General features: G+C 57.4%; 24 protein-coding genes, 1 tRNA gene and 1 pseudogene. 18 read left to right on the top strand and 8 right to left on the bottom strand.

Annotated elements, in window-relative coordinates:
• Both VWY75_RS00375 and VWY75_RS00370 read right to left on the bottom strand, forming a co-directional pair.
• Positions 1-1,281 carry an ABC transporter substrate-binding protein gene (locus VWY75_RS00375; protein WP_416537993.1) on the bottom strand — a complete coding sequence of 427 codons (1,281 nt, stop codon included), beginning with the start codon at positions 1,279-1,281 and terminating at the stop codon, positions 1-3.
• 182 nt (positions 1,282-1,463) lie between these two features.
• Positions 1,464-2,411 (bottom strand): helix-turn-helix transcriptional regulator, encoded by a 948-nt coding sequence (locus VWY75_RS00370; RefSeq protein WP_416537992.1) that lies wholly within the window; start codon positions 2,409-2,411, stop codon positions 1,464-1,466.
• 139 nt (positions 2,412-2,550) lie between these two features.
• Between VWY75_RS00370 and VWY75_RS00365 the strand changes: the two genes are divergently transcribed.
• Positions 2,551-2,928: a nuclear transport factor 2 family protein gene (locus tag VWY75_RS00365; RefSeq protein WP_416537991.1), complete on the top strand. Its 378-nt coding sequence runs from the start codon at positions 2,551-2,553 to the stop codon at positions 2,926-2,928.
• A 23-nt stretch (positions 2,929-2,951) separates the two neighbouring features.
• A complete protein-coding gene (locus VWY75_RS00360) occupies positions 2,952-4,352 on the top strand; it encodes an aldehyde dehydrogenase family protein (protein ID WP_416537990.1) in 1,401 nt (466 codons plus the stop codon).
• A gap of 28 nt (positions 4,353-4,380) precedes the next feature.
• Here the strand turns inward: VWY75_RS00360 and VWY75_RS00355 are convergent, their stop codons facing one another.
• Complete coding sequence (locus VWY75_RS00355) at positions 4,381-4,755, bottom strand: winged helix-turn-helix transcriptional regulator (RefSeq protein WP_340547645.1); 375 nt, start codon at positions 4,753-4,755, stop codon at positions 4,381-4,383.
• Between the two features lie 105 nt (positions 4,756-4,860).
• On the opposite strand from VWY75_RS00355, the gene VWY75_RS00350 reads away from it, so the two are divergent.
• From VWY75_RS00350 to VWY75_RS00340, 3 genes are all read left to right on the top strand, one after another.
• Positions 4,861-5,694 carry a nuclear transport factor 2 family protein gene (locus tag VWY75_RS00350; RefSeq protein WP_416537989.1) on the top strand — a complete coding sequence of 278 codons (834 nt, stop codon included), beginning with the start codon at positions 4,861-4,863 and terminating at the stop codon, positions 5,692-5,694.
• Positions 5,695-5,737: 43 nt separating this feature from the next.
• A complete protein-coding gene (locus tag VWY75_RS00345) occupies positions 5,738-6,325 on the top strand; it encodes a YceI family protein (RefSeq protein ID WP_416537988.1) in 588 nt (195 codons plus the stop codon).
• A gap of 114 nt (positions 6,326-6,439) precedes the next feature.
• Positions 6,440-6,577, top strand: a complete 138-nt coding sequence (locus tag VWY75_RS00340; RefSeq protein WP_416537987.1) for a hypothetical protein — start codon at positions 6,440-6,442, stop codon at positions 6,575-6,577.
• Positions 6,578-6,713: 136 nt separating this feature from the next.
• Here the strand turns inward: VWY75_RS00340 and VWY75_RS00335 are convergent.
• The 5 genes and pseudogenes from VWY75_RS00335 to VWY75_RS00315 form a co-directional block, all read right to left on the bottom strand.
• Positions 6,714-7,235 (bottom strand): annotated as a pseudogene (locus tag VWY75_RS00335) (IS3 family transposase); the annotation flags it as partial.
• A gap of 180 nt (positions 7,236-7,415) precedes the next feature.
• Positions 7,416-7,646 (bottom strand): helix-turn-helix domain-containing protein, encoded by a 231-nt coding sequence (locus VWY75_RS00330; protein WP_416537986.1) that lies wholly within the window; start codon positions 7,644-7,646, stop codon positions 7,416-7,418.
• Positions 7,647-7,811: 165 nt separating this feature from the next.
• Positions 7,812-7,888, bottom strand: a tRNA-Arg gene (locus VWY75_RS00325).
• Positions 7,889-7,991: 103 nt separating this feature from the next.
• Positions 7,992-8,480 (bottom strand): DUF995 domain-containing protein, encoded by a 489-nt coding sequence (locus tag VWY75_RS00320; protein WP_416537985.1) that lies wholly within the window; start codon positions 8,478-8,480, stop codon positions 7,992-7,994.
• 82 nt (positions 8,481-8,562) lie between these two features.
• A complete protein-coding gene (locus VWY75_RS00315; protein ID WP_416537984.1) occupies positions 8,563-9,486 on the bottom strand; it encodes a calcium-binding protein in 924 nt (307 codons plus the stop codon).
• A gap of 532 nt (positions 9,487-10,018) precedes the next feature.
• Between VWY75_RS00315 and VWY75_RS00310 the strand changes: the two genes are divergently transcribed.
• The 13 genes from VWY75_RS00310 to VWY75_RS00250 all read left to right on the top strand — a co-directional run bounded on the left by VWY75_RS00310 (position 10,019) and on the right by VWY75_RS00250 (position 22,815).
• Positions 10,019-11,575, top strand: coding sequence for an ABC transporter substrate-binding protein (locus tag VWY75_RS00310; RefSeq protein WP_416537983.1), 1,557 nt, complete (start codon positions 10,019-10,021; stop codon positions 11,573-11,575).
• A gap of 152 nt (positions 11,576-11,727) precedes the next feature.
• A complete protein-coding gene (locus tag VWY75_RS00305) occupies positions 11,728-12,708 on the top strand; it encodes an ABC transporter permease (protein WP_340547639.1) in 981 nt (326 codons plus the stop codon).
• Positions 12,705-13,652 (top strand): ABC transporter permease, encoded by a 948-nt coding sequence (locus VWY75_RS00300; protein ID WP_416537982.1) that lies wholly within the window; start codon positions 12,705-12,707, stop codon positions 13,650-13,652. The genes VWY75_RS00305 and VWY75_RS00300 overlap by 4 nt, the downstream gene beginning before the upstream one ends.
• 5 nt (positions 13,653-13,657) lie before the next feature.
• Positions 13,658-14,650, top strand: coding sequence for an ABC transporter ATP-binding protein (locus tag VWY75_RS00295; RefSeq protein WP_260102075.1), 993 nt, complete (start codon positions 13,658-13,660; stop codon positions 14,648-14,650).
• Positions 14,647-15,681, top strand: a complete 1,035-nt coding sequence (locus VWY75_RS00290; protein WP_340547637.1) for an oligopeptide/dipeptide ABC transporter ATP-binding protein — start codon at positions 14,647-14,649, stop codon at positions 15,679-15,681. Before VWY75_RS00295 ends, VWY75_RS00290 begins: the two co-directional genes overlap by 4 nt.
• 50 nt (positions 15,682-15,731) lie before the next feature.
• On the top strand, positions 15,732-16,655 hold the full coding sequence (locus VWY75_RS00285) for a LysR family transcriptional regulator (protein WP_340547636.1): 924 nt from the start codon (positions 15,732-15,734) through the stop codon (positions 16,653-16,655).
• Between the two features lie 283 nt (positions 16,656-16,938).
• A complete protein-coding gene (locus tag VWY75_RS00280; protein ID WP_416537981.1) occupies positions 16,939-17,829 on the top strand; it encodes a LysR family transcriptional regulator in 891 nt (296 codons plus the stop codon).
• A gap of 186 nt (positions 17,830-18,015) precedes the next feature.
• Positions 18,016-18,708 (top strand): glutathione S-transferase family protein, encoded by a 693-nt coding sequence (locus tag VWY75_RS00275; RefSeq protein ID WP_416537980.1) that lies wholly within the window; start codon positions 18,016-18,018, stop codon positions 18,706-18,708.
• 528 nt (positions 18,709-19,236) lie between these two features.
• On the top strand, positions 19,237-19,839 hold the full coding sequence (locus VWY75_RS00270; RefSeq protein WP_416535440.1) for a prephenate dehydratase: 603 nt from the start codon (positions 19,237-19,239) through the stop codon (positions 19,837-19,839).
• 36 nt (positions 19,840-19,875) lie between these two features.
• Complete coding sequence (locus tag VWY75_RS00265) at positions 19,876-20,292, top strand: acyl-CoA thioesterase (RefSeq protein WP_416535439.1); 417 nt, start codon at positions 19,876-19,878, stop codon at positions 20,290-20,292.
• Between the two features lie 23 nt (positions 20,293-20,315).
• Positions 20,316-21,509 (top strand): acyl-CoA dehydrogenase family protein, encoded by a 1,194-nt coding sequence (locus tag VWY75_RS00260; protein ID WP_416537978.1) that lies wholly within the window; start codon positions 20,316-20,318, stop codon positions 21,507-21,509.
• A 41-nt stretch (positions 21,510-21,550) separates the two neighbouring features.
• Entirely contained in the window at positions 21,551-22,132 is a 582-nt protein-coding gene (locus tag VWY75_RS00255; protein ID WP_416539571.1) for a hypothetical protein, read from the top strand.
• On the top strand, positions 22,129-22,815 hold the full coding sequence (locus VWY75_RS00250) for a M23 family metallopeptidase (RefSeq protein WP_416537976.1): 687 nt from the start codon (positions 22,129-22,131) through the stop codon (positions 22,813-22,815). The genes VWY75_RS00255 and VWY75_RS00250 overlap by 4 nt, the downstream gene beginning before the upstream one ends.
• Positions 22,816-22,856: the final 41 nt, after the last annotated feature.

The following is a 22,856-nucleotide window of genomic DNA, read 5'->3' as shown; positions in this document are numbered from 1 at the left end:
TCAGACCTTGGGCAGTGCGATGGTTTCGCTTTCGACGCGAATGTCAGGCGCCAGGGTGTTTTCGGTAATCACCAGTTCAAACGCATGCTTGCCCGAGGACTTGCGCCACTGGCCGCCCGCCAGCTGGGTCTTCGCCACGTTTTTGACAGGGCTGGAGGCAAAATCCACCGGCCCCACAACCGTCTCCAGTTTTGTGGCAGCAAATACGTCGCGCACTGCTGCCCGGTCCTTGGGGGCGCCGGACTGCACCAGCGCATTCAGGCCCACCTCGAACAGCGCATGGCTGTAGCCCAGCGTCTGCACCCATTGCGCGTTGCTGCCCGCCTCCCAGGCATCCGCCAGCTCACGGGCACTTTGCCCCGTGAAGGAAGAGGCGAAGGGCACATTCGGGGTCCACCAGACCTCAGTCGTCATGCCATCGCCGCGCGCGCCCATCGCTTCAATCGCCTGTGGGAACAGAAAGGCCGCCGCAAAGGTGCAGGCCTTTGGGGTGTAGCCCGCCTGCCCCGCCTGATTCCAGAAGGTGATCCAATGCGGCGGGAAGCCGAAGCCAGTCACAATATCGGCGCTTGCGTCGCGGAAGCGGCTGACCTGGGCGGAATAGTCATCCGCGTCGATCTTGAACATGCCGCCATCGGTACGCGAATACCCGCCCCGCTCGATGAAGCCCGGCAACCCCATCGCCGGATCGGCAAAGGCCTGTCCGACCGGGTTGTCGAGATAGAAATCGCCAACGCTCTTGTTGGTGTCGATCTGATCCCAAAGCCGCACAAAGGTGCTCATGGCGTCATCAGCCCCCCAGAAGAAATGGAAGGTCCAGGGAAAGCCCTGTTCCGGGTTGGAGCCGCGCGGGAACATCCAGGCTTGCCAGGGCTGCATCGTGCTCATCGTCGGGATGCCATGAATATCGGCGATCTCGCCCAAAGCCACCGCCGCATCGCCGTCGTTGATCAGCAGCATATCGACCTGATCGCGCAGGATCAGCTCATTGCCCGCAGAGATCGACCGGTTCATGTTGGACTGATTGTCCTTCACGATGATCTCGACTTCATGGGTGCTGCCGCCAGCGTTCAGCCCGCCCTCCAGCTGCTTGCGGATGCTGTCGACCATCCACTGATCCGACGTCCCGAACGAGGCGCGAGGTCCGCTCAGCGGCGAGATGAATCCGATCCGCACCTTCTTGGAGGCGGCGGTGGCAATGGACGGCATCGCCAGTGCGCCGGTTGCGGCGGCCGTTCCGGCCAGGAAACTGCGGCGGCTGAAAGATGAATGTCTGGTCATGGTGATCCTCCCTTTTCCAAAACGGTACGGAAGGGCCTGCAGCTCAAACATAGTGCATATGCACTACCCTTTGCCGCCTAACCTACAGCCATGCAGCACTGGCAAAAACATGAAGGAAACCGCAGGAAATCAGCAGTATAGTCCCGACTGCCGCCTCAACCATCAGCAAGTGGACCGCAGCTTCAACGAGGCTGGCTGCCCGCTAGGCGCAGCAGTTCAACCTTATTGTGAACGCCGGTTTTCCGATAGATGGAGGCCGCCTGATTCCGCACGGTATTGACCGAAACGCCGACGTCTTCGGCAATCGCCCGCATCGTCGCGCCGGAAATCAGCAGCTCCGCAACATGGCGTTCCTTCGGGGACAGGCGGCTCAGGGGGCTGACCGGCTGTGCCGAAATCAGCCAAAGGTCGTCAGAGTAACGGGAGCGGCCGAAGGTCGTCCCGGAGGGCGCGGTGATCACAGTATGACCCGCCAGTTCCCGCATCATGGCCGTCGGCTTCTGCCCCGGCTCAAGCCCGTCTTTCACCGCCGCATTGAAGCCGGAAGAGCACAAGAACAATTCGCCCTCATGGTCCAGCAGCGCCCATTCGTTGCAGGGGTCCACCCGCAACCCTAGGTCCAGCTGTAAGCACATCGACAACGCCTGCTCCAGATGCCGTAGGATGGCCAGAAAATCCGCAGTCTCTGTGTCGGTAAAGGCTGGCTTCTGGCCTTGCCGGTAAAGCGACATGAAAAAGTTGAACGGCCCTTCGCGCACCTTGCAATGGCCGTTAAGCATCTGGGTCAGATCGAATTCCTCGGCGAAGACCTTAAACCCGGGATCTGTCACAGCATCCTCGACCGACAGCGACCGGGCGTACCGTTTCAGGGAACGGCCGGTGCGCACAAAGGGGTCATTCACCAGATGCGCTTTGACCTTGGGCTCGAACCCCTCCGGCAAACCGCTGACCATCGTATGGACCATGGCGATCTTGCCGCCCCGGAACACCGACCAGCCCCACCAGGCGGAATCAAACACCGTAATGCCGCGCATCAGCCCGATCATGTACTGCTGGAAATGCAGCGGCGTGTGGGTGTTGGCCTTGTCCATCAGGCTCAGTACAAATTCACTTAGATCATAGCGGTTCATGGGGTCCGGGTATCCCGCGCCAAGCTGCCAAACACATAGTGCATCTGCACTATACAGCACCTCCCTTTCCCTGGCTAGCGTTGGCGTCAGCGCCCCGGGACTGCCGAGGGCATGCGCAAATCCAAGGGAGGATTACACCATGACTGCAACCCTGAAAGACGTGATCGCCGAGAAGTCGCGCCAGTTCGAGGCGGACTTTGCCGCTGGCGATGTCGCCGCGCTGGTGGAGGGCTACTACACCGCCGACCCGGTGGTGATTGGCCAGGGGATCGGGACCTTTACCGGGCGCGACGGTGCCTCAGCCTACTTCCTGGGCGCGGTGCAAGACATGAAGTTGGCCCAGCTCTCAACAACATCGGTGCAGCAAGAAGGCAGCAGCGCGATTGAGACAGGTCGCGTGGTGCTGACGCCGCGGGCCGAGGGCGCAGGCGATATCCATCTGGCCTATGTGGTTGTCTGGCAGAACGGTGACGACGGCTGGAAGGTCCATATGGACTATTTCATGCCCGCCGCCTGACCTGCAGCCAAGGAGGACACCCTATGACATTTGAGATGACAATCGGCGGCGCGCCCGCGCCAGCTGCCGCCAGTTTCGACGTTGCCAACCCGGCAGGCGGGCTGGCAGGCCAAGCACCAAACGGAACGCTTGCGGACCTGGATCGTGCGGTGGCAGCCGCGCAAGCAGCCTTTGCCAGCTGGTCGCAGCTGCCCGACACCGAACTGCGGCGCTATTGCGAAGCCGTCACGGACAAGATCGCGGAGCACGCTGAGGAGCTCGCGCAGCTAATCACCGCCGAACAGGGCAAGCCGCTTAATGGCCTCGGATCACGTTTTGAGATGGGCGGAGCTCAGGCCTGGGCCGGTTACACCGCTCAGCTGTCGCTGCCGGTCAAAGTTCTGCAGGAAGACGCCGAAGGTCGGATTGAGCTGCATCGCAAACCGCTTGGTGTCGTCGGCTCGATCACCCCTTGGAACTACCCGGTGATGATTGCGATTTGGCACATTCTGCCCGCGCTGCGGACCGGCAATACAGTGGTGATAAAACCCTCCCCGCTGACTCCGCTCAGCACGCTGCGGCTTGTGGCTTTGCTGAACGAGGTGCTGCCTGCGGGAGTCCTAAATTGTGTCGCCAGCGACGACCAGGCTGACAATCTGGGGGCAGCAATGTCTGCCCATCCGGGGATCCGCAAAATTGTCTTCACCGGCTCTTGTGCAACGGGCGAGAAGATCATGGCCTCGGCCGCGCCGACGATGAAGCGGCTGACGCTGGAAATGGGCGGCAATGACGCGGGCATCGTGCTGCCGGACGCCGATCCGCAAGCAATCGCCGAGGGGCTGTTCTGGGGCGCCTTCATCAACAACGGCCAGACCTGCGCTGCGCTGAAGCGCCTTTATGTGCATGAAGACATTCACGATGCAGTCTGTGCCGCGCTGGTGGAATTTGCCCGCACCATTCCTGTGGGTCCGGGATCCGACGAGTCCTCCATCCTTGGCCCGCTGCAAAATCCGATGCAGCACGCCAAGGTGTCCCGTCTCGTAGCCGCGGCCCGCGATAAAGGCCAGTTGCTGCTGGGCGGCAACCCTGGTGAAGGGCTGTTTTTTGAGCCGACCATCATTGCCGGCCTCGCCAATGGTGATGCGCTGGTGGATGAGGAGCAGTTCGGTCCAGCCCTGCCGGTTATCAAATTCCGCGACGTTGAGGAGGCGATTGCAGCCGCCAATGACAGCCCCAACGGGCTGGGCGGATCGGTCTGGTCCAGCGATATTGCCAAGGCGCGAACAGTGGCGGCACGACTGGAGTGCGGCTCAGTCTGGATCAACAAGCACGGGGCAATCCAGCCCAACGCGCCATTCGGCGGGGTGAAATCCTCCGGCCTCGGCGTGGAATTCGGCGAGGAAGGACTGGCAGAATACACCGATATCCAAGTGGTGTTCACCTGAACGGGCGGCCGGGGCCGCAGCCCCGGCCCTATCCTGCGTTGTCGTAGCGTTCCCGTGCAGTCATGATTTCCGGGTGCTTCTCTACCGCCCAGGCGGCCATCGCGCCGATAGGGTCAAACAAGGATCTGCCCAGCTCGGTAATGGCATAATCAACCCGCGGCGGGATCACCGGTGTGACCTTGCGCGCCACCAGCCCATCGCGTTCTAGCTGCCGCAGGGTCTGGGTCAGCATCCGCTGCGAAACATCGGGGATTGCCCGTTGAATTTCTGAAAACCGGTATTCCCCGTCCCGCAGCAACAGGATCACCAGCAGGCTCCATTTGCCGCTGATCTGCGCCAGCACGGTTCGGATCGGGCAAAGATCCAGCCCCAGCTCTCGTTCGATTTCCTCACGCCGCTTCATGGATTTTCCTTAGTTACTAAAAAGTGCCTTCTTCCACATAGGAACCACACTTCTTAATAGTAACTTATGTGACCGACTCAGGCAACAGCCACGAAGGAGACTTGAATGACCATTTTCGAGAAAGCGGCAACAACAGCGGTGCTGGCCGCAGCCGTAGCAACCTCTGCAGCCGCTGATCCCGCAGAAAACAAGGCCACCGCCCGGGCTCTTCTTGAGCAGGGCCTCGCCAAAGGCGACCGCGAGTTTATCCGCGCGCATGTCGCCGAGAATTACATCCAGCACAACCCGCAGGCCGCCGATGGGCGCAAAGGGCTGCTGGGCTTTGTTGATTTTCTTGAGACCCTGGATCCGCCAGTGCAGGTCAACCCCATCCGGGTGTTCGGTGATGACAGCTTTGTGGTGATCCATCAGACAGCGGAATTCTTCGGCCCCAAGGTGATCATCGACCTGTTCCGCTTTGAAGACGGCAAGCTGGTAGAGCATTGGGATGCGATCCAGGATGAAGTGACTGAAACCGCCAGCGGCCGTTCCATGATTGATGGCACCACCGAAATCACAGATCTGGACAAGACCGAAGCCAACAAGGCACTGGTTACCGGCCTCGTCACCGACGTGCTGATGGGCGGCGACCTTGCCAGGATCGACGACTACATCCGCGCCGACTACATGCAGCACAATCCTTATGTGCCAGACACCCGCGACGGGCTGAAGGGGTTCATCGCCTATTTGGCCGAGAACGAAATCTCCTTTGGCTACACCGAACTGCACAATGTGGTGGCTGAAGGCAATTTCGTAATGACCCAAGCTGCAGGCATCTACGACGGCAAACCCACCGCTTTCTATGACCTCTGGCGCGTCGAGGACGGGCTGATCGCCGAGCATTGGGACGCGGTGCAGGAAATCCCCGCCGAATTCGCCCACGGCAACGGCATGTTTTGATTCACAACCCCTTTAACTTCACGTCCAACGGAAAGGATACGCAATGACCAAAATCCACCTTCTCAGCACCCTCGCCGCTCTTGCCATCATGACAGGCGCAGCCGCTGCAGCAACTTACAAGACAGATCCTGGCCACACTGAGGTTCGCGTGGGCTGGAACCATGCCGGCGTCTCAATGCAGCACGGCGAATTCACTGCGGTCAGCGGCACGCTGGAACTGGACCCTGCAAACCCGGAGACCGCCAGCATCACAGCGGCCATCGCAACGGACAGCTTCTTCTCCGGCGTCGAAGCGCTTGATCAACATGCCAAAAGTCCGGATTTCCTGGACGCAGGCACCTATCCGGAGATCACCTTTACCAGCACCGGTGTAAAACTCACCGGTGAGGATACAGCCGAGATTACCGGCGACCTGACCTTGCACGGTGTCACCAAACCGGTGGTGCTTGAGGCCCGCCTGACACACCTTGGCGCGCATCCGGTCGGTCAGTTCTTTGATTACTACAAAGGCGACTGGGTGGCTTTCTCCGCGTCGGGCACAATCGACCCGGCAGATTTCGGCGTCGGCAGCAGCATCCCGGTGGGCCAGCTGACCATCGAAATCGACACCGAGCTTAAAGCAGCCGAATAAGCTCAGGTCTCAATATACCAAGTATTCCGACACCGGGGCGCCAGCTTCGGGGTCGGAGTCTGCACATCAGACTGGTAGATTCAGCGAGACGGTCCATAATGGAGGATATCCACCATGGAATTGGTCACAGCTTGCGGTTGCGAACCAAGGGTTCGCGAAATGCCTGAAGCCGACATCCATCGTGCTGTTCAGTTGTTGACCATTCAGAACTTAGGTAATCACTTGCGTTTTAATGCGCTGCAGCAAGCTTAGCGAGCGTTCTAAGTCAAAGGAGCCGCACAGCTGCAACGCATTCTAAGGTTCTTCGAGCGACTGGACACCCTAAGCAGAGGTGGTTCGGGTCGTGTGAACAGTTTCCTGCCGTTTCGTAAGTTGATTTCCCGCTCGATTATGCTGCGACCGGGATTGGTCGCAACCGTTTGAGATGTGCCTGATCGGGCGTCTGCCCGTCCAGCGATGAGTGCGGCCTCCTGCTGCTATAGAACGCCAGATATCGGCACAGGCTCTCGCGGGCTGCTGACACGCTTTCATACGCGCGCAGGTAGACCTCCTCGTATTTGATCGTCCGCCACAGCCGTTCGACAAAGACGTTGTCCCGCCACGCACCTTTGCCATCCATGCTGATCTGGATGCCCGCGTCCTTCAGCGTCTTGATGAAGTCGATGGACGTGAACTGGCTGCCCTGATCCGTGTTCATGATCTCGGGCTTGCCATGACGGCGCCTGGCATCTTTCAAAGCCTCGATGCCCGGGCCGGTTTCCAGTGTTGTCGACAATCGCCAGGCCAGAATCTTTCGGCTGAACCAGTCCAGCACCGCAACGAGATAAACAAATCCGCGCGCCATGGGGATGTAGATAATGTCCATCGCCCAGACCTGGTTTGGCCGTGTCACAGCAAGCGTTCTTAGCAGACCGGCCTTGGCGAGCGCTTCGCCTAAAAAATCGTTTTCCAGCGTCAACTGGCCTATCTTCGCGTGCAACGATTTGACATCGATCTCGGGCTCCTTCGTCCCAGCACGCTGCCGGATCAGGAGCGGAAAATCCACCTAGCTCAACTGTCCATATTTCTCGGGCCAAATCTAATGGCCGCTCTATCTCTCTTCGCAAAGATCAGGGAAAAGCTGCTCTGGCGTAGTTTGCAAAGCGTCCGCCAAAGCCTGCTCAATCTTCGCAGATCGACACATTCTTTTTCTTACCAAAGTGACAGCAGAGTCAGTCACGCCCAATTCGCGGGCGATCTTTGCGAGATAGCTTCCCCGGACGCGAAGATCGGCCCTGAGGCGTTCATGTCGATCTAACTGTTGTTTTGTGGGCTGACGCATGTTGGCACAATGACGCAGCGCAAGTTTTAGGACAACACGGAACGCCAGCGAGCAGTGTTCGGATGCTGGCTGAATGTTGCGGCGGATGAGTTCGGCCGGGACTCTGTTGGGTCAATGATGTGACGGAAAAGTCAAACACCTCTGACGTCATACACATAGGGGAAGTGGCGGACCGAGGAGGATTCGAACCCCCGACCCCTTGATTCGTAGTCAAGTACTCTATCCAGCTGAGCTATCGGTCCACTCCGGCGGGGTTTAAGCGTAGCGGCGCGGGGGTGCAAGTCAAAAGCGAGGGGTCGGCCCTTTTTTTGGCTGACCCCTGAAACGGCTTCTTACCCGGATCAATCAGAACCCCAGTTTGGACCGGGTCTGTTGAACCTGGGCCTGGAATTTATATCCACGGACGAGACCCGCATCTTTCCCCATCGGCCACCATTCGGGATCGTTCGGCCAGCTTCGCCAGATGACACCCCAGGCGTCAACCACATGGCTGATGCAGGATTTGTCGTTAGCGCTGGCTCCGGCACGGCGTCCGCTTGGGTAGTACCAAACGAGATCCTGGCACATCTGCCCGTTTGCATCGACCTCCCAGGTTCCTGCGCCCAGGTTGTCGCTTTGGTCGGCACACCAGGCGCGCGCCTGACCGCCCGGTGCGAAATAGATGCCTCCGCCGCAGTTGTTGGTCCAGAGTTCAGTCTTTCCCGAGTATATTTTTGCAATTTTCTGCGGATTGGCAATTTTTGCACTGCGCGGCAACGGGTCTGCGGATGTCACCGCAGGTAAAGTGCAAAGCAGCGCCGCAGCAATCAGGTTACGTTTAACACTAGTCATCATTTACCTCCTCGGGTCTACCTGGAATCTGTCATCTTGATCTGCTGAACCGCTCTCCAGGCGCGAAGCTTGGAGCGTCATTATATCAGAACAAGAAGTGATCGGCGTCCTGCAACTCTGTGTATGTCATGTTTTCGACGATCACGGTGACATCGGCAAAATAGATTGCTGCGTCATCGCCGACCTGACCAAAATCGACATCCTGCATGCTCTCCGCTCCGCGGCCAAGCTTGATGCGGTCCACCCCCGCCTCAAAATCGGTGATGCGATCAGTGTGATCGCCCTCATTGAAGATAAATATATCCGCCCCCGCTCCGCCGGTCATCACGTCATCACCGGCCCCGCCAAATAGGCGGTCCACACCGGCGCCGCCACGCATCGTGTCGTTGCCAGCCCCACCGATCAAACGATCGTTGCCCCGGCCGCCCCCGATGAAATCGTCACCAAGACCGCCAAAGATACGGTCACGGCCGATGCCGCCGCGCAGGATATCGTCGCCGCCGTTCCCGTGGAGCGTATCTGCACCGGAGCCTCCGCGGAGGTTGTCGATCCCCAGACCACCCGTCACGAAATCATTACCCCCGCCGGCAGCGACCGTGTCGTTTCCGGCGCCAAGTGAAATGCGATCGCCGCCGCCATAGGTACGGATGGCAGTCACATTGCTGTTGAGGAGGGCAGTGATCTCGTCGTCACCAGAGAGCAGCTCACGGGCCAAATCGTCGGCGGGCAGTGAGGCGAAGCGATCAAAGGTCATCGAGATATTGGAAACCGATACGATGGGCGCGCCGTTCAGGGAGTGGTCCATCGAGTAGATCTGCCAATCCGCCTGGTCCTCGCTGGAAAAATCCCCGCCGAGGCGCAGCACGGATCCATCGGCGCCCGTCTGTTCAAGCTCGGTGGCAGAAACAACGGTACCGAACGAGTCGCGCGAGGTTTCAAAGCTGTCAAAGGCCAGATAGTTACTCAGTGAAGATACGCCTGGAAACGACGCAACGAATACATTTGCCATTGTGGGCTCTCTTTCACACTGGTTGGAACGATTTGACTAAAAGCTGATAGGTTTATTCGGCGCTGCGGGCAAATATTTGGCGCCTTAACCATATTAACGGACTGTTAATGGGCGTCTGCGGCGTACAAACGACGAAATTTCGTGCGACTGTTTCCAATGCCGCCATGGAACGACCCGCGCTCTCCGCTCCAGAGGGAACTCCGATTCTCTTAGTTCAGGTCGTTTTTCTCATCTCGATTCGGCCGGCGGTCTTCTGCGCCAATGCGTCACCTCGATGCGCTGTTTTTCGCCGCTGGGGTGCTCAGTATAGCAGTCAGAACCGCCGATTCCCGTCCACCCTCTGATAGGTTCTTGCTATGCGGAATGCGCATCCGCCGAGGTGATTGCGCCAACAAATGCCCCATAAGTTTTTGAAATATTTTTGAAAAACAAGCTATACGCATTTTGCATAGCCGCTTTGCAATCGGCATTGGATTGTTCGCGACCCCTGCGATACCGATGAAGTAACAATACAGTAACGGGAGGACGAATAATGAAACATTTTGCGAGTACGCTCGCTGTTGCCACTCTGACGGCAACCCTGAGCACGGCCGCGATGGCCGAGGTGACCATCAAGGTCGCTTATGACGCTGATCCGGTTTCGCTGGATCCGCATGAGCAGCTTTCCGGCGGCACGCTGCAGCTGTCGCACATGGTATTTGATCCGCTGGTCCGCTGGACCAAGGATCTGCAGTTCGCTCCGCGGCTGGCAGAAAGCTGGGAGCAGATCGATGAAACCACCATGCGGTTCAAGCTGCGCGACGGTGTCACGTTCCACAGCGGCAACCCGCTGACCTCGGCAGATGTTGACTGGACGTTTGATCGTCTGAAGTCCAGCCCTGATTTCAAGGGTATCTTCGCGTCTTTCACTGACGTCGAAGTCATCGACGAGCTGACTTTCGACCTGAAGACCTCCGAGCCGTATCCGCTGGTCCTGCACACGGCGACCTACATCTTCCCGATGGACAGCCAGTTTTACTCCGGCACCACCGAGGATGGCAAAGAAAAGGCCGAGCTGGTCAAGCACGGCGACAGCTTTGCATCGCGCAACCTGTCCGGCACCGGCCCCTTCACTGTCACCGAGCGTGAACAGGGCGTGAAAGTCGTCTTTGATCGCTTTGATGGCTACTGGGACACCGCTTCCGAAGGCAACGTCGACAAGATTATCCTGACGCCGATCAAGGAAGACCCGACACGTGTCGCAGCCCTGCTGTCTGGTGACGTTGATTTTATCGCACCTGTTCCGCCAACTGATCTGAAGCGTGTCGAAGAACACGAAGGCACCACCCTGATCACCGAACCCGGCACCCGTATCATCACGTTCCAACTGAACCAGAACCGTGTTGAAGCGTTCAAAGACGCACGTGTTCGCAAGGCGATCGACTATGCGGTGAACAACGCCGGCATCGTGGATCGCATTATGCGCGGCTTTGGCACCGTTGGCGCCCAGGCAAGCCCGGCCGGCTATCTCGGCTATGACGAGAGCCTGACCCCGCGCTTTGACGTTGAAAAAGCCAAGGCTCTGATGGCCGAAGCTGGTTACGCCGATGGTTTCTCGGTCACCATGATGGCGCCGAACAACCGCTATGTGAACGACGATAAAATCGCTCAGGCCGTTGCTTCGATGCTGGCAAAGATCAACATCAAAGTTGACCTGCAGACCATGCCCAAAGCGCAGTACTGGCCGACATTTGACGAACGCGCTGCCGACATGATGATGATCGGCTGGCACTCCGACACCGAAGACTCCGCGAACTTCCACCAGTTCCTGACGCATTGCCCGGACGAAGCCACCGGCAACGGTCAGTACAATTCCGGCAACTACTGCAACCCGGAAGCCGATGCTCTGATGGCTGAAGCCAATGCGACAACCGATCAGGCGAAACGTGGCGAACTGCTGCGCAAGCTGGAAGGCATCCTTTATGAAGACGCGGCCTTCATTCCGCTGCACTGGCAGAATCTGGCCTGGGGTGCTCGCGATGGTGTCCACGCTGAAAAGATCGTGAACGCTCTGAACTTCCCCTACTTCGGCGATCTGAAAGTAGACTGATAACTCTTAGGCCGGGGCGGCGTCGCTGCCCCGGCCGATTTGCCACCAATTCCCAGATTTTCACCACTTCTTTATGGGCATGTCCCTGCCGCCCGCCGGGCGTCAATGGCGTTGTGCCCATCAACAAGTGACTGATACAAGGTAACTCCAACATGCTCGCCTACCTCGTGAAACGCGTGTTTCAGGCTATCGCGGTGATGTTTGCCATCTCGCTGATCGGCTTTGCCATCCAGGACAATCTCGGCGACCCCCTGCGCGAACTGGTCGGTCAGTCCGTTTCGGAAGAGGTCCGCCAGCAACTGCGCGACGAATTGGGTCTGAACGACAGTTTCGTGACACAGTACATCCGATTTCTTGGAAATGCCCTTCAGGGCGACCTCGGCACCAGCTATTTCTTCAAAGAACCCGCGCTCGACGTGATCCTGAAGAAGCTGCCCGCCACTTTGGAACTGGTTATGGGTGCAACCCTGATCATCGTCGGCCTCTCCGTACCCTTGGGCGTTTATACAGCGATCAAACCGAATGCGTTCTTCAGCCGCTTGATCATGGGGGTCTCGATTGTCGGCATCTCGATCCCGGTTTTCCTGACCGCAATCCTGATGATTTTTGTCTTCTCGGTGGAACTCGGATGGTTCCCATCTTACGGGCGGGGCGATGTGGTGCATGTCTTTGGCTATTGGGAAACCAATTTTGCTACCGCAGATGGCTGGGTGCACATCCTGCTGCCTTCGGTCGCGCTGGCATCGATCATGCTGCCGCTGTTCGTACGCCTGATCCGGGCTGAGATGATGGAAGTGCTGCAAAGCGAATACGTGAAATATGCCCGCGCCAAGGGCATCCGCCCCGGACGCATCTATTTTGTGCATGCGCTGAAGAATACCTTGTTGCCGGTGATCACCGTTGGTGGTGTGCAGATCGGAACTATGGTCGCCTACACTATTCTGACGGAGACCGTCTTCCAGTGGCCAGGCATGGGGTTCATGTTCCTTGAGGCGGTGAACCGCGTCGATACCCCGTTGATCGTGGCATATCTCATCATTGTGGGCTTCATCTTTGTGGTGACCAACACAATCGTCGACCTGATCTATGGGCTCGTCAATCCAACAGTCAATATTGCGAGGATGGGCGCATGAGCAGCCTTAGTACAAACCAAACCACCCCGTCGCGGTTTAGTCGCCTGTGGAACTCCAACATGGGCTACAGCTTCCGGCGCAACCCCGTGGCTATGGTGTCCTTTGCGGTGTTCATGGTCATCACCCTCGCCTCGATCCTGGCACCGGTGCTGGCACCGTTTGATCCCTATGATCCGGCCCAGATCGACATTATGAACAGCGAATACCCGCCAGCCTGGATTGACGGAGCCGACCCCCAGTTCGTGTTTGGCACCGATGATCAGGGACGGGATCTGTGGTCGACGATCCTCTACGGCACCCGCCTGTCCCTGCTGATCGGTCTTTGCGCCGTCGCCTTGCAAGCCTTCCTCGGGATCTCAATCGGGTTGGTGGCCGGCTATATCGGTGGGCGGCTCGACAGCCTTCTGATGCGCTTTGCTGATATCCAGCTGTCTTTCTCGACGTTGATGGTCGCTATCATCTTCCTCGCGGTGACACAGGCGATGTTTGGCAGCGAGACCTTCAACCAATATGCGATCTACTTCCTGATCGCAGTGATCGGCGTCGCCGAATGGCCGCAATATGCCCGAACGGTACGCGCCACTGTTCTTGCTGAGAAAAAGAAGGAATATATCGACAGCGCCCGCGTGCTGGGCTTCGGCCCGATGCGGATTATGGTGCGGCATATTCTGCCGAACTCGCTGTCGCCGATCTTTGTGATTTCGACGGTGCAGGTGGCGAATGCGATTATTTCCGAGGCGTCACTCAGCTTCCTGGGTCTTGGGATGCCCCCCAGTCAGCCCTCGCTCGGATCGCTGATCTCCTCCGGTTTTGACTATATCTTCTCCGGCAGCTGGTGGATCACCGCCATCCCCGGTGTGGTTCTCGTTGTCCTCGTTCTTGTCATCAACCTCTTGGGTGACTGGATGCGTGACGTGCTGAACCCGAAACTCTACAAAGGATAATAGCGATGTCGTTGCTTTCCGTTCGCGACCTCACGGTCAAATTTGCGATGCGTGATCACACCGTCACCGCATTGAACCAGATTTCCTTCGACCTTGGAAAAGGCGAGCGTCTGGGCATCGTAGGTGAATCCGGGGCCGGTAAATCCATCACCGGTTTCTCTCTGATGAACCTTCTCAGCCGGCCCGGATATATCGACAGTGGTGAGATCCTTTTTGGTGGCAAGGATATCGTCAAACTGTCCGACGCCGAGATGCGTACGATCCGTGGCAATCGCATGGCGATGATCTTTCAGGATCCGATGGTCACTCTGAACCCGGTCCTGACGATCGGCCAGCAAATGGTCGAAACGCTCAAGGCGCACCGCTCGCTCAGCCAGTCTGAAGCGGAACAGATCGCTATTCTGAAGTTGCGGGAGGTCTATATCCCCTCGCCCGAAGAAAGGCTGAACCAATATCCCCACGAGCTGTCCGGCGGCATGCGGCAACGGATCATCATCGCGATGGCGCTGCTTCTGGATCCGGAGCTGATCATCGCAGATGAACCGACAACTGCGCTGGATGTGACAATTCAGGCGGACATCATGGAGTTGCTGCTCGAACTCTGCCAGTCCAACAAGGTTGGCCTGATCCTGATCACTCATGATCTTGGCGTGGTCAGTCAGATGACCGAGCGCACCCTCGTCATGTACGCCGGTCGTCTGATCGAGGCAGGTCCGACGCGCGAGATTATCAACGACCCGCAACACCCCTATACCCAAGGGCTGATCAACGCGTTGCCGCAACAGACCCTGCCCGGCCAACGACTGAAACAGATCCCGGGCAACATGCCGGGGCTGACATCCATCCCCCCCGGCTGTCCCTTCAGCCCTCGCTGCGAATATGCTGTCGACCACTGCCGCAAGGTGTTGCCGGAAACAGTAAGCTATCGCCAGGTTGAGGTCGCCTGCCACGAAGTCTCCCGCCTGCAGAATACCAGCCTTGAGGAGGCAAGCGTATGACAACCCAGATACAAGACAGCAAACCTTTGCTTGAGCTGAAGAATCTTGAGAAACGCTTTGAATTGGATCGCGGGTTTCTAGAAACCATCAAGCTGCGCGGTGGTCGCATCACCCGTGAGAAACGCGCGGTGCATGCGGTCAACAATGTCTCGCTCACCGCGGACCGTGGCGAAGCGTTGTGTATTGTTGGTGAATCCGGCTGCGGAAAATCTACTGTAGCGCGGCTGGTTGCCGGGCTGCTGACGCCCAGCGGCGGTGAAATCCACTATGATGGTCAACGGATCGACGATCGCTCGCGCGGGGAAATGATGCCCCTGCGCAAGAAGATGCAAATGATCTTTCAGAATCCCTATGCCTCCCTGAACCCGCGCATGACCATCCAGCAGGCGTTGGAAGAACCCGTTCGCCACCACAATCCGTCGCTGTCGCGTGGCGAAGTGCGTGATAAAGTGTCGGAGGTCATGCGGTCTGTTGGTGTGGATCCGAGCTGGTCCAGCCGCTATCCGCATGAATTCTCGGGTGGCCAGCGCCAGCGGATCGCAATCGCCCGGGCATTGACTGTCGACCCCGAGTTCATCATCGCGGATGAACCGATTTCGGCACTGGATGTCTCGATCCAGGCACAGGTTCTGAACCTGATGTTGGAAGCCAAGGACCAGCGGGGACTGACCTATTTCTTCATCACCCACGACCTCAGTGTGGTGGAGCATTTCGGGACGCGCGTTGCGGTGCTCTATCTTGGTACGCTGTGTGAGTTGGCCGATACCCGGACATTGTTTGAAAACCCCAAACACCCCTATACCAAGGCGCTGTTGTCCGCGGTGCCACAGCTCAAGGATGAAGGGCCAAGTCACATCCGGCTGCAGGGCGAAATCCCGACACCCATCAACTTGCCTCAAGGTTGCCCCTTTCAAACGCGCTGCGCATTTGCGAATGCTAGATGTCGCGAGTCGCGTCCGCGTCCACTACGGCAAGCAGATGGCAGCACCGTTGCCTGCCACGCGGTCGAAGAGAACCGGCTCGACGGCTAAACACCGGGACCCCCGGCCCACTGGATGACCCCAGAACGGACCTAGGCAAGTTGGATATAATCTGGCTCAGAGACTTTGAAGCGCTGACAACGCACAAGAATTTTTCGCGTGCTGCAGAAGAGCGGAATGTCAGCCAACCCGCATTCTCCAGGCGTATCCGCGCCCTGGAGGATGAGGTTGGTGTGAAGCTGATCAATCGACAGACCTTCCCGCTGTCGCTGACGCCTGCTGGGGATGTGTTTCTATCGCAGGCCAAAATCATCCTACGCACCTATTCCGAGACGCTGGAACGCTGCCAAACGATTGACGCTGCGGGGGAAAATGTCATCCGCTTTGCGTCATCTCAGTCGCTTTACATGACCCATTTCCGGGACCATATCGAACCGTTGATGGAGGCCGGCGGGTTGGATGTCGATCTCAACTCCACCAGTTGGGCGGCAGATCAATTCGTCACTGCCTTGCAGCAGCGCTATTGCGACGTGATCCTGACCTACTGGCATCCCGCAATGGATTTCCTGTCGCCGCTGGAGGTCAGCAAATGCGATTACTTGACGCTATCAGAGGATGAATTCATCCCGGTGTCAAAAACGGATGCAGGTGGACACCCGCTTTTCCACCTCGGCCGCGATACCAAACGACAGATTCCGCTGCTGTCTTATGGCAGCGCATCCGCGCTGAGATCGGTTCTGGATCACACCTTGCGCCAGCAAATCTCGCCTCCAAATCTGCTGGTTGTAAACCAGAACTCTCTCGCGAACTCGGTCAAGGCGATGATCCTGGAGGGGTTCGGCCTTGGCTGGCTGCCGCGCAAGCTGTGCGAGGATGAATTGAGCGATGGGCGTCTGGCGCTTGCCGGCGGAGAGTCGTTTGTCACGCCAATTTCGGTCCGTCTGTACCGCGAGACCGAGAATACCAAACCCACATTGAATAGCCTTTGGCGCAAGATGGGCAACAGTGCAGCGATCGTCGGCTGACAGCAACAACGCGCGGACTGTTATCTGACTGTTACCGGTCGACCTCATGCTAGGAATGTTTTGAACCCCTCGCAATCCAGGGCAGGCAAAAAGGCGCTCGTCATGACGTTTCTCTCCTAACCGGCGGAATACAGCCCAACTCATCTATTGCGGGTGTTTCTGTTTTGACTTCTCGCAAAGAGGGCATAAAAGTTGTCTCGCGCGTGTCAGCCAGGGGTGGTGGCGCGCCATCTAATAGAGGCGCAGGCATTCGATGCGCCCTATGGCATTTGAAGGGGTAACCATGGATATCAGTCAACTCAAGACCTTTGTCACAGTGGCAAGGGAAGGCAGTATCACGCGCGCGTCCGAGCTGTTGTTTCGCAGTCAACCGGCCGTCAGCGCCCATATCAAAACGATGGAAGACACGCTGGGCCTGACACTATTCCAGCGTACACCGCGCGGGATGAGTGTCACCATCGACGGACAGCGGCTTCTGGTAGAGGCTAGGCAGCTGCTTGATAATCATCAGAAATTTCTGGAAGAGGCCTCCCGGTTGCGTGGGCGTTTGGCCGGCCAGCTGCGAGTCGGCGCCGGGCGCAACCTGGGGTCGACCGAGGTGAGCCGCCTGCTCGCTGATCTTTCAAAGAACTTTCCAGATCTCGAAGTTGCCCTGCAACATGGCACATCTTCAAGTGTGTTGGACGATATCCGCAATGGTCGCCTGGATGCAGGTTTCTTTATCGACCCTGACGAAGCCCAGAATGACCTTGAAACCCTCGAAATATCGCGTTTCAGCGTCTACCTTGCGGCCGCTCCTGATCTGGTCCCGCCGGGTCCGGACCTCGACTGGGACAAGCTGGCGGCTATGCCTTGGATCTACCCCACTTATAGTTCGTGTTGTGGACGCATCGCGGAGCGCCTGTTTAAGGAAAACCGCATTCAACCCGCCCGGATCATCAATGTCGATGATGAGACTATTACACGCGCCTTGATCGCAAGCGGTGCTGGCATCGGTCTGGTTCACGTCAGCAGCGCAGGAACCGAACCCCCGAGTGGAGAGATCGCTCTGCTGCGAGAAGTCCGCAAATCGACACGCGTTCTCTTCGCTCATCTCGCCAACCGCACTCAAGACCCCATCATCAGCGCCGTTCGCGATCTGCTGGATACAGATAGGATGGCCATCTCGGCCTGACCAGCTCTATTGCCAGCCAAATGGTTTCACCCGTTGAGCCAGCATCACAAATAGAGGCCATGTTATTTCATCAAAATACTATATTGATGAAACCATAATGAGACGTAAGGTTTCATTATATATAGCAGCGCGATTCGAAATCAGCCGAAAATGTTAGATGCTAACTTCCCAGACAGGAGAACCTCAGTGGACCGCAAACTCTATAGCCTTTGTGGCGAAGATCGTAAACGTCACTACTCGCCACATGTCTGGAAAGTCATCATGGCTTTGGAGCACAAGAATTTGAAATATAATCTTGTCCCTGTTTCATTTGGCGACATCACTGCTATTGAGGATGGTCGCTTTACCAGTGTGCCAGTCTTACGTGATGGAGAAACGGTGCTGGGAGAAAGTTTTGATATCGCTCGGTATCTGGATGAAACCTATACCGATACTCCCAATCTTTTTGATGGCAAGGGAGCGATCGCCTTGACCCGTTTTGTCGAAAGCTACTGCAAAACGGTCCTTCATCCCAGCCTTGCCACGATTGCTGTCATGGATATGCACAACCTGATGTCGCCCGATGACCAAGCCTATTTCCGCGCTGCCCGTGAGCGCAGGTTTGGCATGCCACTGGAAGCCATGGCCGAAGGCGCCGACGGCGAACGCGCAGCGCTGCCAGAGAAACTAGCGCCTGTCCGTGACTTGCTCGGCACGCAGGATTGGTTGTCAGGCACAACGCCTGCCTACGCCGACTACACGCTCTTTGGAACACTGCAATGGTGTAACGTCTGCACATCTAACCCGTTGCTCGAGCGTGATGATATCGTTGGCAGCTGGTTTGAGCGCTGTCTCGACCTCTTCGGCGGGATTGGTCGCGACCCGACCCGGTCCAGCTGAGACCGCAACCGGCTGTCGGCTTCCTCTCATCGACGACCGTCACCGCTATGATACCGCCTGCACGTCGGGAAGCTCGCCCGGCGTGCGAGATATGGCGCGCAGCTACAGCCTGTTTCCAGACCGTGGGATGGAGGCGGGCTGCTTCGGTTTTTATGCACCACCTTACTGGTCAGGCCTGTCTGGAAGATTTCCGCCTGTAGGTGATCGAGCCTCAGCTATAACCGCGTGAGCTGAGCGACCAGTTTCCTGCTTTTCATGTCATTATTCGAGTTATGGACTGTTCCTCACCATAGCTGAGGAACAGCATCAGTTTTTTCGAATTGTTCGGCGAAGCCATTGCCGCTTCGATGATGTCAGTGAAATGAGATTCGGCGAGCGCATATGAAGTAGAGTTGCCGCGATAAAAGGCAAAAATCAAAGTCACATATAAAATATAGTTCGAGTAGATGTTCAAATACTTATTTGAGCAAATGGATGAAATTTGGTCATTGCAAAGTTAGCATCGACACATAGCGGAAAAGATACGCAATGGATCTCCAAATCGAAAATAGCGTTAACGCTGATTATATTCCGCAATCTGAAACCTTTGGTTGGGTTAAACAGATCCATACGCTTGGCCCTACCGGAACGAATTGTGAGCGAGCAGCTATTTCCTGGGCATTACGTCGGTGTCACGGCGCCTCGGTTAAATTGCACCGGACGATGGAACAGGCCGCTGAGAGTGTAGCCTGCCAGGACGGAGCTGTATTGGTCGGGGTTGTCGCCTACCCCCATCTCCACTCCATCATCTACGCACACATCCAGAAAATGAAATTGCTGGATGTATTTATCATGAATACCGACAACATGGTTCTGGCCTCCCGCACCGGGGCTGAGCCAATGACCTGCGCGACCCATCCTGCGCCCGAAAAACTGCTCCCGGCCACGGTTGAGCGACGCTTCGTCTCCAGCAATGTCATCGCGGCACGCGACTGCGCGGCGGGCAATGTCGACGGCTGCATCACCACGCTTTGCGCGGCCGAGAAATTCGGCCTTTCCATCCTGCGGAAATTCGGCCCCGTCCCGATGGGCTTCACAATCCACGGACCGCTGGAAAAGCGGGCCTGCCAGGATTGCACCCAACACGCCTGAACCCTCGCTACATCGAACCCCAATAGGAGAGACCCCATGTCCAACAAAGCCTTCGAAACACCCGTAGAAATTCGTTACCGCGATACCGACTCGATGGGTCACGTCAGCAGCCCCGTCTATTATGACTACATGCAGTCGGCATATCTGGAATACATGCACGACCTCCTAGAGCTGCCCAAATCCGAAAAGCTGCCGCATATCATGGTCAAGACATCCTGCGATTACATCTCGCAGGCGCTCTACGGTGACAATCTGGTGGTTTGCAGCCGTGTGGTCAGCTTCGGCGGCAAGAGTTTCGAGATGGAGCATGTGATGCACATTGATGATGCAGATCGTCGCGTGGTCGCCAATGCCAAGTCTGTTCATGTCATGTTCGACTACGGCAAGCAGGCCACCTACCCCGTGCCGGATGCTTTCAAAGAAGCTGTTGCTACGTTTCAGGAAAGCGCCTGACCCCCTGTATTGAGGACGATGATATGAATTTGGAATGGACAGCCGAACAGCAGCAGACCCGAACTGCCTTTGCCGCGATCGGCAAAATGGCCGACCGGGACGAACTGCACCTTGGCCGCCGTGCGTTTGACCAGCGGACCTGGGATCGGCTGACCGCCGCAGGTCTGTGGCGGATGATCGTACCACGCGAATATGGTGGCGATGGCCGGGACTGGTGGGGCTTCACCGCTGCGTTGGAGGGGCTTGCCGCCACTCTGCGCACCCCTGGCATGTTGCTTTCGGTGATCGCCCAGGCAGGCATGGTCCGGGCGCTCGATCTTTACGGCAGCGACAGCCAGAAGCGCGAATATCTGGGCCGTATCCTCAATGGAGAGCTGAGCGCTACCGCGATTGCTGATCCGGATACTGGCACCGATGTACGTGCGACTTCCTCCTTGCTGACCCCCGGCCCGAATGAGACATTCCGTCTGAGCGGGGCAAAATACAATATCGCACATGCGCCGGTCGCAAGTTTCATTCTTGTGGTCTGCAAGCTGAGTGATCACGGCCGTGAAGGTATCTCATTGGTCCTGCTGGATGCCGACAGCCCCGGCCTCAAAATTGGCGCACAGGATCGCAAGCTTGGCAATCTGGACCTGCCGACCGGTCAGATGACTTTTGACGATGTTCCGCTGCACTACGGCCATCTTCTGGGAGAACCGGGAGCCGGGCTTCGCAATCTGGTCAATATCGTCTCGATGGGGCGCCTCTACTACGGGTTGGTGGCGGCCTGGCTCATCGAACCAATGCTTGCCGAAGCCTTTGATTTCTCTAAGAAACGCAAAACCTTCGACGTGCCGATTATTGAACATCAATACATCCAGAAGAAGCTGACGGATATCCGTATCGGCACGGAAAGTGCAAAATGGGTGTCCTACGCTGCCCTGCACCAGCTGCTGAGCGGTGCGCCTGAGGCCGCGATGACCTGCTCGATCTCGAAACTGGTCGGTGCAGATACGATCGTGGAAGGCGCAATGGAGTTGATGAAGCTCTATGGCAGCAAAGGCTACCACGAGGGCCAGGTGACCACATTCCTGCGGGACGCACTGGCCTTTTGCAGCGTTGGCGGCACCGAGGAAATGCACCGTCGCAACATATTTGGCCAGATGACGCGGCTGCATGCAAAAGCCCGGAAAGTCGCAGAGTCTACGACGTCGAAAACTCTAGAGCCCGCATAGCTGCGGGTGACTATTCAATGCACACTACTTGGAGAGAGATGATGCCCTCATCCACCTGCGCGACCGGCCTGCGCGTGTTCCCGTCTGCCGCCCTTGCCCTGGTCCTGATGTCTCTACCAGCCTTAGCGGTTGATAAACCGCAGGAGCAGGCCGTAAACCGCGTCGTCAATACCATTGATTGGGGCGCGGCCAATACCGCGCAAGCGGAAGGAAGCAAGAGCGACCAGCGATTGATCGCCGCATTTATCGACACCGCTCCTGCCGGACTGGACGATGTGACCTTGCCCGTCCTTATCCTCGGTACCGATGCAAAGGTTGAACTGCCCGCGTTTCGCGGCCAGGAAAATGCCTATAGCGCCTACTATCGGCTGGATGGCGCCCAGCTCAGTGTGATGGGCGCTCGTACACTTCTGGCAGAGGTTCCGGGCCTGTCATTCAAACATGAGGCCCGTACATATGAGTCCACCGGCGACGGTGCAGATCATATGTTCAGCCGATTTGGCGGTTTCTATACCTTGCGGATCACCTGTGATGCCCCAACCGAAGATGTACGCTGTATTGAACCCGGTTATCTCGCCGAACTGGCGCAGACCGTCACTGTTGTGAAGGGGGCGGTACAATGATGCTTCGCGCAAATAGGCTGGCGGCTGCCGCCTTCGCCATTGCAATGCTTGCCGCCGTTTCACAGGCACAGGCGGACGATCGGTTCAAGGCGCCGGGCGACCTGATCAAGGATACCGGGGTTGGCCTGTCAATTGGTGCCGTTCTTTATCCAGAGATGCGTTTCCCGCTGGAGGATGGCCCGGCCTATGCCAACTCCCATGTCTACGCACCCGGTGGTTTCAAGGGCAACGGCGGAAGCCAGTGCGACACTGTCAACTACAGCTATCCCTGGCGCGACAATTTCTGTGAACTGCGCCGGTCAAATCTGCCGGTCTGTGCGTCAGGCGGTCATCAGGGCCAGGATATTCGTCCTGCCAACTGTCAGGCCGACACCCATTGGGCTGTTGCGGTTGAAGATGGTGTGATCGCCCATGTCGGGCGGTTTGCCCTGACCCTGCAAACCCCATCCGGCACTCTCTATCGCTATGTCCACATGAATATGGACGATCTTGCCGTGGCCCCGCTGGACAAAGTTTCCAAAGGAGATCGCCTTGGAAAAGTGTCGAATGCCTGGATTTCGGATTTGCCGATCCACCTGCATTTCGACGTCAAGGACACCGTAAAGATCGGCGATGAAACGCGTTCAGTCTTTGTCCCCCCTTACAGCAGTCTGGTGACCTCGTATCGCCAACTGACAGACTGATCTGCCTGGCGGAAGAGGGGGCCCCTGACCTCTTCCGCCGT

This window comes from Phaeobacter sp. JH20_08 (assembly GCF_048056635.1).
Taxonomy (GTDB): Bacteria; Pseudomonadota; Alphaproteobacteria; order Rhodobacterales; family Rhodobacteraceae; genus Phaeobacter; species Phaeobacter bryozoorum.
The sequence above is the reverse complement of the archived record's forward strand: the minus strand, read 5'-3'. Positions and strand labels throughout refer to the sequence as shown.